Genomic DNA, 14,101 nt, shown 5'->3' on the forward strand with positions numbered 1-14,101 from the left:
ATGGCATCCCCCGCGTACGACGACTACCTGAAGACCGTCTACTCGCACACCGAGTGGCAGGATGCGCCGATCACGCCCTCGCAACTGGCGGCGAAACTGGGCATCGCCCCGTCGAGCGTGACCGAGATGGTCAAGAAGCTGGCCGCGGCCGACCTCGTCTCGCACGTTCCCTACGGCGCGGTACGACTGACGGATGCCGGACGCGCCCGCGCCCTGCAGATGCTGCGCCGCCATCGGCTGATCGAGACGTGGCTCGTGCGCGAGTTCGACTACGCCTGGCACGAGGTGCACGACGAAGCCGAGGTGCTTGAGCACACGATCAGTGATCGGATGCTGGATGCCATCGATCAGCGCCTCGGTCGCCCGCGGTTCGATCCGCACGGCGATGCGATCCCGGATGCTGAGGGGAACGTCGACCGCGAACCCTTCGTGCTGCTCGCCGACGCACCCGCCGGGCACCGCGGTCGGGTGCTGCGGGTCAGCGACCGCGACCCGGAACTGCTGCAGCGGCTCGAGGGGATCGGCGTCGCCGTCGGCGCGGTCGCCAGCGTGGATACCGATGGGGTCGTGCTCGACGGCATCCGCCATGCTCTGCCCGAGGGCGCGGCAGAGGCGATCTGGCTGAGCGCATAGGCACGGAACGTAGGCTGACTCACATGACTCAGGACGACCTGCTGTTCCTGGTGCTGATCAGCATTGGGCTGACCACGCTCGCGCTGTTCTCGTTCCGTCTGCTGCGCCGCGACAAGCGCGACAACCGCGGCGAGTGGTACGAGGGCCCCTGGGATGACGACGACCGTCACCGCGGGCCCCGCAGCTGACAGCATCCGATCGTGAGGCGGCGCGCGCCGCCGCGGCGCGCGCTACTGCGGGTCGAGCCCCAGGTCGTCGAGGTCGTAGGCGGCCAGCCACTGCAGGCCCTCGGCCTCGATGGCGGCCTGCGCGCCGGTCTTGCGATCGACGATCACGGCGACCGCAACAACCTCGGCACCCTCGCGGCGCAGAACCTCAACGGCCTTCAGCGCCGACTGCCCCGTGGTGGAGGTGTCTTCGAGCACCACGACGCGCTTGCCGGCGACGTCGGCGCCCTCGATCTGACGACCGCGGCCGTGGTCCTTGGGCTCCTTGCGCACGACGAACGCGTCGAGCGGACGTTCGGTGGCCACCGAGGCGTGCATCACCGAGTTCGCGATCGGGTCGGCACCGAGCGTGAGCCCGCCGACCGCCTCGACGTCGAGGTCGGCGATGAGGTCGAGCATGATCCGACCGATGGCGGGAGCGGCCCGGTGGTCGAGGGTGAGCTTGCGCATGTCGACGTAGTACGTCGCCTTCTTGCCACTGGAGAGCGTGAAGTCACCGTGGAAAACGGCCTCGGCCGTGATCAGATCGAGCAGGGCCTGGCGGTCGGATTCGAGTTCGGTCACGGCATCCAGTCTATTCGGCGTGCGCCCGATCCCGGATGCCGGATGCTGTCCTACGGTGGAAGAAGGAGGCCACACATGTTCTCGTACGACCCCTACGCCGCCCTCGCCGAGCTGCGCCCCGTCGCGCCGCTCGAGCTGCACAGTCCGGACTTCGCGCCCGGCGGGGCGCTACCCGGTTTCGCCTGGTCATCGGAGCGCGCCGGCGAAGACCGGCATCCGACGTTGGAGTGGTCGCAGCCGCCGGCCGGCACCCTCAGCTTCGCCATCTCGTGCTTCGACCCGGACGCCCCGACCGGTTCGGGCTTCTGGCACTGGGCGGCATACAACCTGCCCGCCGATCTGCGCTCCCTCGAGAGCGGCGACGGCACGGCGCAGAGTCTGCCCGCCGGCGCCGTCGTGCTGCCCAACGAAGCGCGCCTGGAGCGCTACATCGGCGCCGCTCCACCGGTCGGCACCGGTGTGCACCGCTACTTCTTCGTGGTGGATGCCCTCGATGTCGAGCGCCTCGACCTCGAGGCGGGTTCGACGCCGGGCGTGCTCGGCTTCAACCGTCACTTCCACACGCTGGCCCGCGGCATCCTGATCGGCACGGGCGACCCCGCCGAGCGCTGAACATGCCCTCCGCTGAACGGCGCAGTCTATCGGCGCTCGAGCGGACGCGACAAGCCGTAGCGCATCCACCGTCTCTCCCGATACCGTTCGGGGCGAACGTGACGAACCCGACCGGGGCTCGCCACAGCAGCCTCACAAGGGAGTGAAATGCGCAGTTCGAACGGACGAAGTAATCGGATCTGGGCGGTGGCCGCGGCGACGACCGCCCTTCTGATGGCCGGTGGCGTCGCCCCGGCCGTCGCAGAGGATGGCGACGACGACACGGGACGCTTCAGCGCGACGCCGTTGACACCGGACAACAGTTTCAGCAACAACGCCAAGTCCGCCTCTGGTCGCCTGGCCACCAACGACGACGAGCTTCTCAAGCGCTCGGATGCCGACCAGGTCGCCGTCATGGTGAAGGTCGACGTCGACCCCGTCGCCTCGTACACCGGCTCGATCGACGGCTACGCCGCGACGAGCCCCGAGGTCACCGGTGTTCCGATCGCCGAGGGCAGCGCCGCCATCGACGCCTACACCGAGTACGTCACCAAGGCCATCGCCGATGCCAAGAAAGAGGTCACCGGGCTGATCGGCTCGGCGACGCTGATCTCGGACTATGTGACGGTGTACGGCGGTTTCTCGGCCATGATCCCCGCCAAGAGCGCCAAGGACGTGCTGAAGCTGGGGTCGATCGCCGCGGTGCAGTCCAATGAGCTGCGTCAGACGACCGGTTCGGTCGACGCATCATCGCTCACGACGGGGACGATCTCGGTTCCACTGACGGTCACCTCGGACTTGGCGGATGCTGCCGAACTGCCCGAGACGACCCCGGCTCCCGACAACGACGCGACGACGTTCATCGGCGCCGACGCCGTATGGCCGAGCCTGGGTGGTCGCGATCGCGCCGGCGAGGGCGTGATCGTCGGCGTGATCGACACCGGCATCTGGCCCGAGCATCCGATGCTGATCGACAACGGCCTGGGTGTGCCTGACGGCGGGCCCTGGGCGTGCGAGTTCGGCGACGGCACGGTCGGCGACGAGTTCGACTGCAACAACAAGCTCATCGGCGCCTACGCCATGCTCGACGTTTACCAGTCCACCTCGGGCGCGGCCGGCGCCGACGCGTACTGCGACGGCACGCTGTGCTCGGCGCGTGACGCTGAGGGCCATGGCACGCACACGGCGACCACCGCGGTGGGTGCCAACGTCGAGTCGGCCGAGATCCTGGGCATCGAACGCGGACCGTTCAGTGGTGTCGCCCCCGGTGCCTCGGTCATCGCGTACCGCGCGCTCGGTCCGGCCGGTGGCTACGAGGGCGACCTGGTCGCCTCGATCGGTCAGGCCGTGCTCGACGGTGTCGACGTGATCAACTACTCGATCAGTGGCAGCGCCGACCCGTACGACTCGACGGAGCTGGCGTTCCTCGACGCGTTCGCGGCAGGCATCGCCGTCAACTCCTCGGCCGGCAACTCGGGACCGGGAGCAGCGACGGCCAACCACGCCAGCCCGTGGACGACCACGGTCGGCGCCTCAACCTCCGACCGCGCGTTCGGCTCGGCTCTGGTGCTGGCCTCGACCGACGGCGAGACCCTCGTCAAGGAGGGCACGACGATCACGCAGGGTGTGAGCGATGTGCCGGTCGTGCTGGCGGCCGATGTCGCGGGCTACGAGGATGCGCTGTGCACCCAGCCGATGCCGGCCGATTCGGTCACCGACCAGGTCGTACTGTGCATGCGCGGCGAGGTCGGTCGTATCGCGAAGGGCTACAACGTGCTGCAGGGCGGCGCGGCGGGCATGATCCTGGCGAACCCCGAGCCGATGGATCTGCAGACCGACAACCACTTCCTGCCGGCGATCCAGTTGGAGGGCCCCAACGACGACATCGTGTCGTTCATCAGCGAGCACGCCGGCGTCACCGCCACGTGGGCGCAGGGGACCGCGAACGTCGCCCCGGGTGACGTGATGGCCGGCTTCAGCTCGCGCGGACCGATCGGCCCGTTCCTCAAGCCCGACATCACCGCACCCGGCGTGCAGGTGATCGCCGGGCACACGCCGACGCCGATCGGCATCGACGGTGGGCCCACGGGCGAGCTGTACCAGGCGATCGCCGGCACCTCGATGTCGGCACCGCACGCGGCGGGCGTCTCGGCGCTGCTCGTGGCCGCACACCCCGATTGGACGCCGGGGCAGATCAAGTCGGCGCTGATGACGTCGTCGGTGCAGGACGTGGTCAACGTGGACGGTTCGGATGCCGGTGTGTTCGACCGCGGCGCGGGCTCGATCCGCGCGGACCGCGCCATCGCGCCGCTGGCGACGATCAGCGAGTCGGCCGAGGCCTTCGCGGCGAGCGCCGCGGACGCCAAGACCCGCATCGATCTGAACCTGCCGAGCATCAACGCCGATCCGCTGCCCGGCGCGGTGACGACGACCCGTACGGTGACGAACGTGAGCGGGCAGACGCAGGTCTTCCGCACCGCGGCCAGCACCGATGGTGAGTTCGACATCACGGTCTCACCGAAGACGCTGACGATCCCGAGCGGGCAGTCGCGCGAGATCACGGTCACGATCAACACGATCGGCGCCTCGGACGGGTGGCATGAGGGTCAGGTGACTCTCACGCCGCGCAAGGGCGATGCGCTGGTGATCCCGGTTGCTGCGAATGCCGTCGATGCCGGTATCAACCTGACGCAGAGCTGCACGCCGACGACGCTCAGCCCGCGCGAGGTGGCCGACTGCACGGTGACCGCGTCGAACTTCCTGCCGGTCGAGGTTGAGGCCACGATCGAGGTGGCCGCGGACGGCAAGCTGAAGGTCGAGTCGGTTGAGGACCCGCTGCGCAAGAAGGGCAACACGGCCAGCTGGAGCGGCACGCTCGGCGCCGCCGTGGCGCCGCAGATCACCGGGTTCACTGCTGATCTCGGTCCGGGCGACGGCTACCTGCCGCTGTCGCTCTTCGGCATCAGCCCGGTCGGTATCGGCGACGAGGACATCGTGAACTTCAACGTTCCCCCGTTCCTCTTCGGCGGCGAGACCTATACCCGCATCGGTGTGGTGTCGAACGGGTACCTCGTGATCGGCGGCGGTACGGATGCCGATATCTGGTACCAGCCCCGGCCGATGCCCGACCCGGCTGCGCCGAACAACGTGCTCGCGCCGCTGTGGACGGATCTCGATCCGTCGCAGACATCCGGCAGCGGAGGCGTGCGCGTAGGCGTTCTCGGCGACGGCGATGGCAATAGCTGGATCGTCGTCGACTGGGCAGAGGTGCCGACCTACTCGGGCAATGCGACCAACACCATGCAGACGTGGCTCCAGACCGGAGCCACGGAGGGCGTGTGGTTCACCTATGGACAGGACGGCGCGGCCGATGACGCCACGGCGGCGGCCACCGCGGCCGAGAACCGCAACGGCACCAGTGCCGCAGTGCTCGACGGTCTGCCGTCGGCCGACGAGGGCTTCGCCGTCGGCACGACGCCGCCGACCGCGGGTGGCACGGTGACGCTGGAGTACTCGGTGCGGGCTCAGGCGAAGGGCGAATGGGGAGCTGTGGCCACCCTCTCGTCCGACGCGCTGCGCACGACCCCGACGGCGCGCACGCCGATCGTCGTCGAGTAGACCGCGATCGCAAGACTCAGGGGGGGCGGATGCTGCAGCATCCGCCCCCTGAGGCGTGGGGCTCGGTGTCGGCGCGCCCGAATAGGCTGGATGCATGCGTCTGGCCACCTGGAACATCAACTCGATCCGCACGCGCGTCTCGCGCGCCGTCGACTTCGCGGTGCGCGAGGACATCGACGTGCTCGCCTTCCAAGAGATCAAGTGCAAGCCCGAGCAGTTCCCCTACGAGCCGTTCGAGGCGGCCGGGTACCACGTCGAGGCGCACGGCCTGAACCAGTGGAACGGCGTGGCCATCGCCAGCCGCCTTCCGATCACCGATGTGCGCACCTCGTTCGCCGGCCAGCCCGGCTTCGCGAAGGGGCACGAGGGGCCGGATGCGCCGCTGGAGGCCCGCGCGCTCGGAGTCATGGTCGACGGTGTGCGCGTCTGGAGCCTGTACGTGCCGAACGGTCGAGCACTGGGCGATGAGCACTACACGTACAAGCTGCACTGGCTCGAGGCGCTGCGTACCGCGACGGCCGCCGAGTTGGCCGCCAACCCCGATCTGCCGCTGGCGCTGGTGGGCGACTTCAACATCATTCCGTTCGACCACGACAACGGTGACCCGTCGATCGTCGAGGGCGTCTCGACCCACGTCTCGCCCGCAGAGCGCGAGGCGTTCTTCGCGCTTGAGAAGGCCGGTGTCACCGATGTGGTGCGACCGTTGATCCCCGAGGGCTTCACGTACTGGGATTACCAGCGGCTGAAGTTCCCCCGCAATGAGGGCATCCGCATCGACTTCGTGCTCGGGTCGCGCACGTTCGCCGAGGCGGTGACGGGCGCGTCGATCCATCGCGATGAGCGCAAGGGCGAGCAGCCCAGCGACCACGTCCCCGTGGTGGTCGACATCAACCGGGGCGACGAGGACGACGACGACCTGCCGATGATCTTCGCCTGACGATGACGATGCCCCGGCTGATCGCCACCGATCTCGACGGCACCCTGCTCGACTCCGACTCATCGGTCAGCCCGCGCACACGCCGCGCGCTGGATGCGGCCCGAGACAGGGGCATCCACGTCGTGCCGGTCACGGCGCGCCAGCCGATCGGACTGCGCGCTCTCGCCGGCGACGCCGGCTTCGAGGAGTGGGCGCTGTGTGGCAACGGGGCGTTCGGCGTGCACCTGACGACGGGGCGGATGCTGTTCGCCGAGGAGCTGCCGTCCGAGACGATCCGCACGCTCGCCGATGCGCTGCGTGCGACGATCCCCGATCTGCTGTTCGCCAGTGTGCGCGAGGGCGGGGAGTCGTTCATCGCCCAGCACGGCTACGCCGAGGTCGCCGCGCTCTCGGATCATAAGCGTGACCCGCGCACGATGGGCGGAGTCGAGCTCGACCAGGTGTTGGCCGCACCCAGCCTGAAGCTCGTGATCCGGCATCCCGAGCTCACCCCGAGTGCGCTGTTCGAGGCACTCACAGCACTCGGGATGACCGGCTTCGAGGCGACGCTGTCGGGTGCACCGTTCGTCGAGGTGATGGCGCAGGGAGTGACCAAGGCGACCGGCCTCGCCCGCTTGTGCGCGCACCTCGGCGTGCAGCAGCATGACGTGCTCGCGTTCGGCGATGCGTTGAACGATCTCGAGATGCTGCGATGGGCGGGGCACGGCGTCGCCGTCGCCAACGCTGTCGACGTGGTGCGCGCGGCGGCCGACGAGGTCTCGGTCACCAATGACGAGCACGGCGTCGCGACAGTGATCGAGCGGATGCTGGCGATCTGACGCCCTGGACGGCGTGAGACACTGTAAGTACACGTCGCTAACAAAAGGGGTTGAGCATGACCGGGTCGGCACAGCGACCGCTCGCCATCCGGGATGCGCGCTTCCCGACCGCCGGAACGGCGGACCTCGACCGCGGAACCGTGCTCATCGCCGACGGGCGCGTGGCCGACGTTCTTCCTGCCGGCACCAACGACCTTCCGGAGGGCACGGCGGTGATCGACGCCGCCGGTCGTGTGCTGATGCCCGGCTTCATCGACGCGCACAGTCACGGCGAGGGCGCCCTCGGACGGGACGACCGCGAGCTCGCCCTGCTGCGTCAGGGCCTGACCGGCGTGGTGCTCGGCCAGGACGGTGTCTCGTTCGCACCGACGACGCCGCAGACCGCACCGCTGAACGAACGCTACTTCGCCGCCGTCAACGGTCCGCTGCCCGCAGAACACCCGCACGGCATGAGTGCGGGACGCATGCTGGCGCACTTCGCACGGGTGTCGCGCCTGACGAGCACCCTGCTCGTGCCCGCCGGCACGGTGCGCACGGCGATCAGCGGATTCTCGGCCGCCCCGCTCACCACTCGCCAGCTCGACGAGAGCGAAGAGATCACTCGCACGGCGATCAGCGAGGGCGCGACCGGCATCTCTCTCGGCTTGGAGTATGTGCCCGGCGGATTCGCCGACCCTGACGAGCTGCGGCGTTACGCCGAGATCGGTGCCGATACCGGGCTGCCGCTCGTCGCGCACGTGCGCGGATACGAGGCCGATGCGCCCGCGGGGCTCGGCGAGCTGATCGCCCTGGCCCGTGACACTGGTGCCCCGGTGCATGTAGCGCACCTGCACGCGCCGGCCGAGCTGGCGCTGCCGATCATCGACGCGGCACTCGACGAGGGCATCGACCTGACGTTCGACGCCTACCCGTACCGTCGCGGCAACACGATCCTCGCCATGCTGGCGATCCCCGCCGCCCTGCAGCAGGAGGGCCCGCACCGCACGCTCGCGGTGCTGGCCGACACGGCGACACGCGGGCGCCTGGAACGCGAGTGGTTCCCCGGCATCACCGACCTGCTCGGCCGCGTCACCATCAGCGTCGCCGACCACCCCGACTGGGTCTGGGCCGAAGGGCTGCCCCTGCCCGTGATCGCCGAGCGGATAGGCCGCCCGATCGGTGAGACGGTGTGCGATCTGATCGTCGCAACCGGTCTCGGTGCCGGCGCGATCGTGCAGCAGCCGGCCGCCAACCGACTCGAAGACGTTCGTGCGATCGCCAACCACCGTGCGCACCTGGGTAGCTCCGACGGCATCTTCCTCGGCGGGCATCCGCACCCCCGCGGCTGGGGCAGCTTCTCGCGGATGCTGCGCAGGCACGTGATCGACTGGCAGGACTGGACCTGGTGGGAGGCCGCCGAGCACCTGTCCCTGCGCGCAGCGCGGCGGTTCGGTTTCGGCGACCGAGGCCTGGTGCGACCGCACTCGCGCGCGGACTTCTGCCTCGTCGACCCCGCCGCGGTCACCGACCGCGCGACCTACGACGAACCGACGCTGCTCGCCAAAGGCATCGCCGACGTCATCGTGGGCGGCACCCCTGTTCTCGCGGGTGCGGAACTGTGCACGATGGGTGCCAGCACCCTCACCGAAAGGCCCTCACGATGATCGAATCCGCACCGCTGCGCCTGACCAAGGGCCTGGGCCCGAGCCTCGACGATGCCGGCACGGCCGATCTGCACGGCACCTCGCTGTTCGCCGCCGACCGCGACTTTCCGCAGCTCACTCTGGACGAGTCGGCGATCGCGCACAACATCGCCCAGATGATGACGTACGTACGATCACGCGGTGTGGCGCTCGCCCCGCACGGCAAGACCGCGATGTCGCCCGCGCTGGCGTGGCGGCAGATGGATGCCGGCGCCTGGGGCATCACGGCGGCGACCCCCACGCAGCTGCGCGTGTACCGCGCGGCGGGGCTGCCGCGCCTGCTGCTGGCGAACCAGCTCGTCGAGCCCGGAGCCATCGCCTGGCTGCGTGCCGAACTCGCCGCCGATGCGGAGTTCACGTGCCCGGTGTACGCCGACTCCCTTGACGGCCTCGCGCTGCTCGCCGGCCCCGCCGATCAGCGTCCCCTCGACGTGCTGCTCGAGGTGGGGCACCCCGGCGGACGCACCGGCGTGCGCGGCGCGGACGCGTTGCGTGCCCTGGCCGAGCAGGCCGCCCGCACCCCGGGCATCCGCGTCGTCGGTATCGCGACCTACGAGGGCACCCTCGCGGGTGACACCGAAACCGCCAAAGCCGACAACGTGCGCGATTTCGCGCGCGAGCTCGCCACACTGACCCTCGCACTGCACGATGAGGGACTTCTGCCCGAAGACGGCATCGTGTCACTCGGCGGCAGCGCGTACTTCGACGCAGCGGTCGACGGCCTCATCGACGGCGGTTTCCCCGCCGCGCGCATCCTGCTGCGCAGTGGTGCGTATCTCACCCACGACGACGGGCTCTACGCCCGCACGACGCCCCTCACCCGCGCCAGCGCAGGCAGCCCCGAACTGCGCTCCGCGATCCGGGTGTGGGCGCCGGTGCTCAGCATCCCCGAGCCGGGCCTCGTGATCGCACTGTGCGGACGACGCGACGTCGGCTTCGACCAGGACCTACCCGTCGTGCTCGGCGTGCGCGGCCGCGACGGCTCCGCCCCCCGCGCATTCGCCGGCCGGATCGTGCAGCTCGCCGACCAGCACGCGTTCATCCGATTCGACGCGGATGCCACCGGCGAGACCGCCGCCCCCAGGGTCGGCGACCTTCTCGAGCTCGGCATCTCGCACCCGTGCACCACCCTCGACCGGTGGGGACTCGTTCCGCTCGTCGACGATGACCTGCGCATCCGCGACCTGATCAGACTGCACTTCACCTGAACGCCGAACTTCACCAGAACGCCGAACTTCACCAGAACTCCCAAGGAGAGAAATGACCGACACCACCGTCATCCGCACCGACGCCGCCCCTGCACCCGCCCACGTGTTCTCGCAGGGCCTGCGCAAGGGCAACATGCTGCAGGTCTCGGGCCAGGGGCCGATGGACCCCGAGACGAACACGTACATCGCTGAGGGCGACGTGCACGCGCAGACGCTGCGCACGCTGGAGAACGTGCGCGCGATCCTCGAGGCCGGCGGCGCCTCTGTCGAGGACGTGCTGATGTTCCGCGTCTACCTCACCGACCAGGCGAACTTCCCGGCGATGAACGAGGCCTACGGCGAGTTCGTGCAGAAGTACGTGCCCAGCGGCGCGCTGCCCTGCCGCACCACGGTGTTCACCGGCCTGCCGCACCCCGAGATGCTCGTCGAGATCGACGCCCTCGCCGTCGTCTGAGCGCTGTCCCCCTCGCGGTGGATGCCGGCGTGAGCCCCACGCTCTACGGTGGTCTCATGTCGGCATCCTCCCCCCTCGTGCGCACCCCGACCCCGCGGGAACTGCGACAGGACCTGCTCCTGGCCGGGGCACTGCTGCTCGGCGGCATCATCAGCGCCGGTCTGACGAGCGTCGCGAGCTTCTACGGCGACGAACAGGCGCCCCTGTGGACCGCACTGCTGTTCGTCCTGGGCGTCACCGCTCCCCTCGCCCTGCGACGCCGCTGGCCGGCGCTGGTCGCCGTGTTCATCGCGGTGCTGTTCTTCGTCAGCGTCTCGCTGCGGGCGCCCGAGGTGTACGTCATCAATATCGCGATGTTCATCGCGATCTACACGGTGGGCGCCTGGATGAACAACCGGCGGGCGGCTCTCTGGGTGCGTGTCGGCATCATCGTCGGCATGTTCATCTGGCTGATCGCGGTGATGTACCGCGAGGTCCTCACCGGGGCGGATGAGGCCGACGTCACCGCCGGCGCGTTCTCACCCGTGCTGGCCTACATGATGATCCAGGTGCTCATCAACGCGCTCTACTTCGGCGGGGCGTACTACTTCGGCGAGCGCTCGTGGGCCGCCGCCCAGCAGCTCATCGCGCTCGAAGAGCGCACCCGCGAGCTCGAGCACGAGCGCGAGGTGACCGCAGCGCAGGCGGTGGCCCTCGACCGCGTGCGCATCGCCCGGGAACTGCACGACGTCGTCGCGCACCACGTCTCGGTGATGGGAGTGCAGGCCGGCGCCGCACGGCTGGTCGTCGATCAGGACCCCGCCCGCGCCAAGACCATGATGGCCGCGGTCGAGGAGTCCTCCCGCGAGGCGATCGGCGACTTCCGCCGGCTGCTCGAGACGCTGCGGGCCCACGACGACGACCACGACGACTCGGCCGCAGCGCTCACCCCGACCGACATCGAACACCTCGTGCAGGCGTCTCGGGATGCCGGTCTGCCCACCGCCTACACGGTGATCGGTGAGCCGTTGGCAGTCCCCAGCACGGTCGCCGTGAACCTCTACCGGATCGCCCAGGAGGCGCTGACGAACGCCCGCCGGCACGCCGGGAGCGGCGCCACTGCCGACGTGCGCGTGCGCTATGACGCCGATGCCGTCGAGCTCGAAGTGCTCAACTCGGGGCGGGTGATCTCAGCACCGCGCGCCGGTCTCGGACAGATCGGCATGCGTGAACGTGCGCTGGCGTCGGGCGGCACGATCGAACTGCTGCCCCGCCCGCAGGGTGGCTTCCGCGTGCGCGTCACGGTTCCCCTCACCACCGCATCGCCGGCGACATCGGCTACCCGCTCCCCCGCGGTCGCGCGCTGATGCCCGCCCGCCGCCACCGCTCTCGAAGGACGCCATGACCGACTCTCCGATCCGCGTGCTGATCGTCGACGACCACAGCATGCTGCGTGCCGGGTTCCGCGCGATTCTCGGCACCCAGCCCGACATCGACGTCGTCGGCGAGGCCGCGACCGGCACCGACGCGGTCGACCTCGCGGCCCGGCTGGCGCCCGACGTGATCACCATGGACGTGCAGATGCCCGACATGGACGGTCTCGAAGCCACCCGCCGCATCGTCGGCGCAGGGCACGTGGCATCCGCCATCGCGATCGTCACCACCTTCGACCGCGACGAGTACCTCTTCGCCGCGCTGGAGGCCGGGGCCAGCGGGTTCCTGCTGAAGAACGCCGGCCCCGAAGAGCTCATCTCCGCCGTGCGCGCACTGGCCTCCGGCGACGGGATGCTGGCGCCCGAGGTCACGCGCCGTGTGCTGGCCCGCTTCGCAGCATCCGCCACCCCCGCGCCCGCCGCTCCGCCCGTTCGTGCCGCGGCGCCCGCGCACCCCGCGACCGCACTCGTCGCGACCGAAGCGCTCACCGAGCGCGAGAGCGAGGTGCTCGCTCTGATGGCGGATGCCCGCAGCAACGCCGAGATCGCCTCGGCCCTGTTCATCGGCGAGGCGACCGTGAAGACCCACGTGTCGCGCATCCTGCAGAAACTCGGCGCACGGGACCGCGTGCAGGCCGTCGTGATCGCCCACCGGCAGGGACTGGCCTGACCGTGACGCGATCGGGTTCCACCTCGCTGTCGCGCCCCATCGTGGCAGGCATCGTCACGGCCCTGGTCGGATTCACCAGCTCGTTCGCCGTGGTGCTCACCGGACTCGACGCGGTCGGGGCGAGCCCGGCACAGGCGGCGAGCGGCCTGCTGATGCTGAGCCTCACGATGGGCCTGGCCTGCGTCGTCCTCGCGTGGCGGTACCGGATGCCGATCACCGCCGCCTGGTCGACGCCCGGTGCCGCACTGCTGGCCGCCGTCAGCGCTACCGAGGGGCCACCCGAGCAGCGCTGGTCGGCGGCTGTCGGGGCGTTCCTGGTGGCCGCGGCGTTGATCCTGCTGACCGCTCTCGTGCCCCGGCTCGGCGCCCTGATCGCGGCGATCCCACCGTCGATCGCCCAGGCGATGCTCGCCGGCGTGCTGCTGCCGCTGTGCCTCGCTCCCGTCACCGGCATCGTGGTCAACCCCTGGGGCGTGCTGCCGGTGGTGCTCACCTGGTTGCTGCTGGTGCGGATCGCGCCGCGCTGGGCGGTGCCCGGGGCGTTCGCCACGGCGACCGTCGTCGTGGTCGTCGGCATCGTGAACTCGGGCACGGCGGTCGAACCGGCGCAGCTGCTCCCCACCCTGACGCTGACGGCGCCGACATTCACCGTGGGTTCGATCATCGGCATCGCGCTGCCCCTGTTCATCGTCACCATGGCGTCGCAGAACGTACCCGGCATCGCCGTCATGCGCAGCTACGGCTATGAGGTCCCGTGGCGTCCCGCGATGCTCGTCACCGGTATCGGCTCAGCGGTGGGCGCACCCTTCGGCGGGCACGCGATCAACCTCGCCGCGATCAGCGCGGCCCTGGCCGCGGCTCCCGATGCCGAACCCGATCCGGCACGACGCTGGGTGGCCGGCGTCTCGACGGGAGTGTCGTACATCGCGCTCGGGGCGTGCTCGGCAGTGTTCGTCACCCTGGTGCTGCTCGCCCCGGCCGCGGTGATCCCCGCGGTGGCAGGGCTCGCGCTGCTCGGGGCGTTCGGATCGTCGGTGCAGCAGGCGATCGATGACCCCGGCGAGCGCCTACCCGCCGTCGTCACGTTCCTGGTGGCGGCATCCGGCATCGCGGCATTCGGCATCAGCGCGGCGTTCTGGGCACTGGGAGCCGGCCTGATCGTGCGCGGCGTGCTGCACCTGGGGCAGCGCTGAGGGCATCCGCCGTTCCACATCCGTCGCTTCGTATCCGTCATTTCGCATCCGCCGGTCACCCGTACGACGGATGCCGCAGAATCCGCCCGGCGGG

At 70.0% G+C, this 14,101-nt stretch carries 13 protein-coding genes; 12 read left to right on the forward strand and 1 reads right to left on the reverse strand.

From position 1 onward, the window contains the following. Positions 1 to 633 (forward strand): metal-dependent transcriptional regulator, encoded by a 633-nt coding sequence (locus PTQ19_RS14330; RefSeq protein WP_274367822.1) that lies wholly within the window; start codon positions 1 to 3, stop codon positions 631 to 633. Positions 634 to 656: 23 nt separating this feature from the next. Beyond that, entirely contained in the window at positions 657 to 821 is a 165-nt protein-coding gene (locus PTQ19_RS14335; protein WP_179409749.1) for a hypothetical protein, read from the forward strand. A gap of 42 nt (positions 822 to 863) precedes the next feature. Here PTQ19_RS14335 and pyrE read toward each other — a convergent pair whose 3' ends face one another. Next, complete coding sequence (gene pyrE / locus PTQ19_RS14340) at positions 864 to 1,424, reverse strand: orotate phosphoribosyltransferase (protein ID WP_274367823.1); 561 nt, start codon at positions 1,422 to 1,424, stop codon at positions 864 to 866. A 75-nt stretch (positions 1,425 to 1,499) separates the two neighbouring features. On the opposite strand from pyrE, the gene PTQ19_RS14345 reads away from it, so the two are divergent. The 10 genes from PTQ19_RS14345 to PTQ19_RS14390 all read left to right on the forward strand — a co-directional run bounded on the left by PTQ19_RS14345 (position 1,500) and on the right by PTQ19_RS14390 (position 14,007). Then, positions 1,500 to 2,036 carry a YbhB/YbcL family Raf kinase inhibitor-like protein gene (locus tag PTQ19_RS14345; RefSeq protein ID WP_274367824.1) on the forward strand — a complete coding sequence of 179 codons (537 nt, stop codon included), beginning with the start codon at positions 1,500 to 1,502 and terminating at the stop codon, positions 2,034 to 2,036. 147 nt (positions 2,037 to 2,183) lie between these two features. Next, positions 2,184 to 5,633 carry a S8 family serine peptidase gene (locus tag PTQ19_RS14350; RefSeq protein WP_274367825.1) on the forward strand — a complete coding sequence of 1,150 codons (3,450 nt, stop codon included), beginning with the start codon at positions 2,184 to 2,186 and terminating at the stop codon, positions 5,631 to 5,633. A gap of 94 nt (positions 5,634 to 5,727) precedes the next feature. Then, positions 5,728 to 6,570: an exodeoxyribonuclease III gene (locus tag PTQ19_RS14355; RefSeq protein ID WP_274367826.1), complete on the forward strand. Its 843-nt coding sequence runs from the start codon at positions 5,728 to 5,730 to the stop codon at positions 6,568 to 6,570. Positions 6,571 to 6,572: 2 nt separating this feature from the next. After that, on the forward strand, positions 6,573 to 7,388 hold the full coding sequence (locus PTQ19_RS14360; RefSeq protein WP_274367827.1) for an HAD family hydrolase: 816 nt from the start codon (positions 6,573 to 6,575) through the stop codon (positions 7,386 to 7,388). A 56-nt stretch (positions 7,389 to 7,444) separates the two neighbouring features. Beyond that, a complete protein-coding gene (locus PTQ19_RS14365) occupies positions 7,445 to 9,031 on the forward strand; it encodes an N-acyl-D-amino-acid deacylase family protein (protein ID WP_274367828.1) in 1,587 nt (528 codons plus the stop codon). Then, positions 9,028 to 10,278: an alanine racemase gene (locus tag PTQ19_RS14370; RefSeq protein WP_274367829.1), complete on the forward strand. Its 1,251-nt coding sequence runs from the start codon at positions 9,028 to 9,030 to the stop codon at positions 10,276 to 10,278. Before PTQ19_RS14365 ends, PTQ19_RS14370 begins: the two co-directional genes overlap by 4 nt. A 52-nt stretch (positions 10,279 to 10,330) precedes the next feature. Next, positions 10,331 to 10,732: a RidA family protein gene (locus PTQ19_RS14375; protein ID WP_179409741.1), complete on the forward strand. Its 402-nt coding sequence runs from the start codon at positions 10,331 to 10,333 to the stop codon at positions 10,730 to 10,732. A 29-nt stretch (positions 10,733 to 10,761) separates the two neighbouring features. Continuing rightward, entirely contained in the window at positions 10,762 to 12,078 is a 1,317-nt protein-coding gene (locus PTQ19_RS14380; protein ID WP_274367830.1) for a sensor histidine kinase, read from the forward strand. A gap of 34 nt (positions 12,079 to 12,112) precedes the next feature. Continuing rightward, positions 12,113 to 12,814 carry a response regulator gene (locus tag PTQ19_RS14385; protein ID WP_274367831.1) on the forward strand — a complete coding sequence of 234 codons (702 nt, stop codon included), beginning with the start codon at positions 12,113 to 12,115 and terminating at the stop codon, positions 12,812 to 12,814. Positions 12,815 to 12,852: 38 nt separating this feature from the next. Continuing rightward, positions 12,853 to 14,007, forward strand: a complete 1,155-nt coding sequence (locus PTQ19_RS14390) for a benzoate/H(+) symporter BenE family transporter (RefSeq protein ID WP_274369084.1) — start codon at positions 12,853 to 12,855, stop codon at positions 14,005 to 14,007. Positions 14,008 to 14,101: the final 94 nt, after the last annotated feature.

It is taken from the genome of Microbacterium esteraromaticum (assembly GCF_028747645.1).
In the GTDB taxonomy this organism is placed as follows: Bacteria; Actinomycetota; Actinomycetes; order Actinomycetales; family Microbacteriaceae; genus Microbacterium; species Microbacterium esteraromaticum_C.

What these genes read in the sequence shown, in the direction of transcription:
- PTQ19_RS14335 (WP_179409749.1), top strand. Translation starts at nt 657, where the DNA reads ATGACTCAGGACGACCTGCTGTTCCTGGTGCTGATCAGCATTGGGCTG.
- PTQ19_RS14355 (WP_274367826.1), top strand. Translation starts at nt 5,728, where the DNA reads ATGCGTCTGGCCACCTGGAACATCAACTCGATCCGCACGCGCGTCTCG.
- PTQ19_RS14360 (WP_274367827.1), top strand. Translation starts at nt 6,573, where the DNA reads ATGACGATGCCCCGGCTGATCGCCACCGATCTCGACGGCACCCTGCTC.
- PTQ19_RS14385 (WP_274367831.1), top strand. Translation starts at nt 12,113, where the DNA reads ATGACCGACTCTCCGATCCGCGTGCTGATCGTCGACGACCACAGCATG.
- PTQ19_RS14370 (WP_274367829.1), top strand. Translation starts at nt 9,028, where the DNA reads ATGATCGAATCCGCACCGCTGCGCCTGACCAAGGGCCTGGGCCCGAGC.
- PTQ19_RS14350 (WP_274367825.1), top strand. Translation starts at nt 2,184, where the DNA reads ATGCGCAGTTCGAACGGACGAAGTAATCGGATCTGGGCGGTGGCCGCG.
- PTQ19_RS14375 (WP_179409741.1), top strand. Translation starts at nt 10,331, where the DNA reads ATGACCGACACCACCGTCATCCGCACCGACGCCGCCCCTGCACCCGCC.
- PTQ19_RS14365 (WP_274367828.1), top strand. Translation starts at nt 7,445, where the DNA reads ATGACCGGGTCGGCACAGCGACCGCTCGCCATCCGGGATGCGCGCTTC.
- PTQ19_RS14330 (WP_274367822.1), top strand. Translation starts at nt 1, where the DNA reads ATGGCATCCCCCGCGTACGACGACTACCTGAAGACCGTCTACTCGCAC.
- PTQ19_RS14345 (WP_274367824.1), top strand. Translation starts at nt 1,500, where the DNA reads ATGTTCTCGTACGACCCCTACGCCGCCCTCGCCGAGCTGCGCCCCGTC.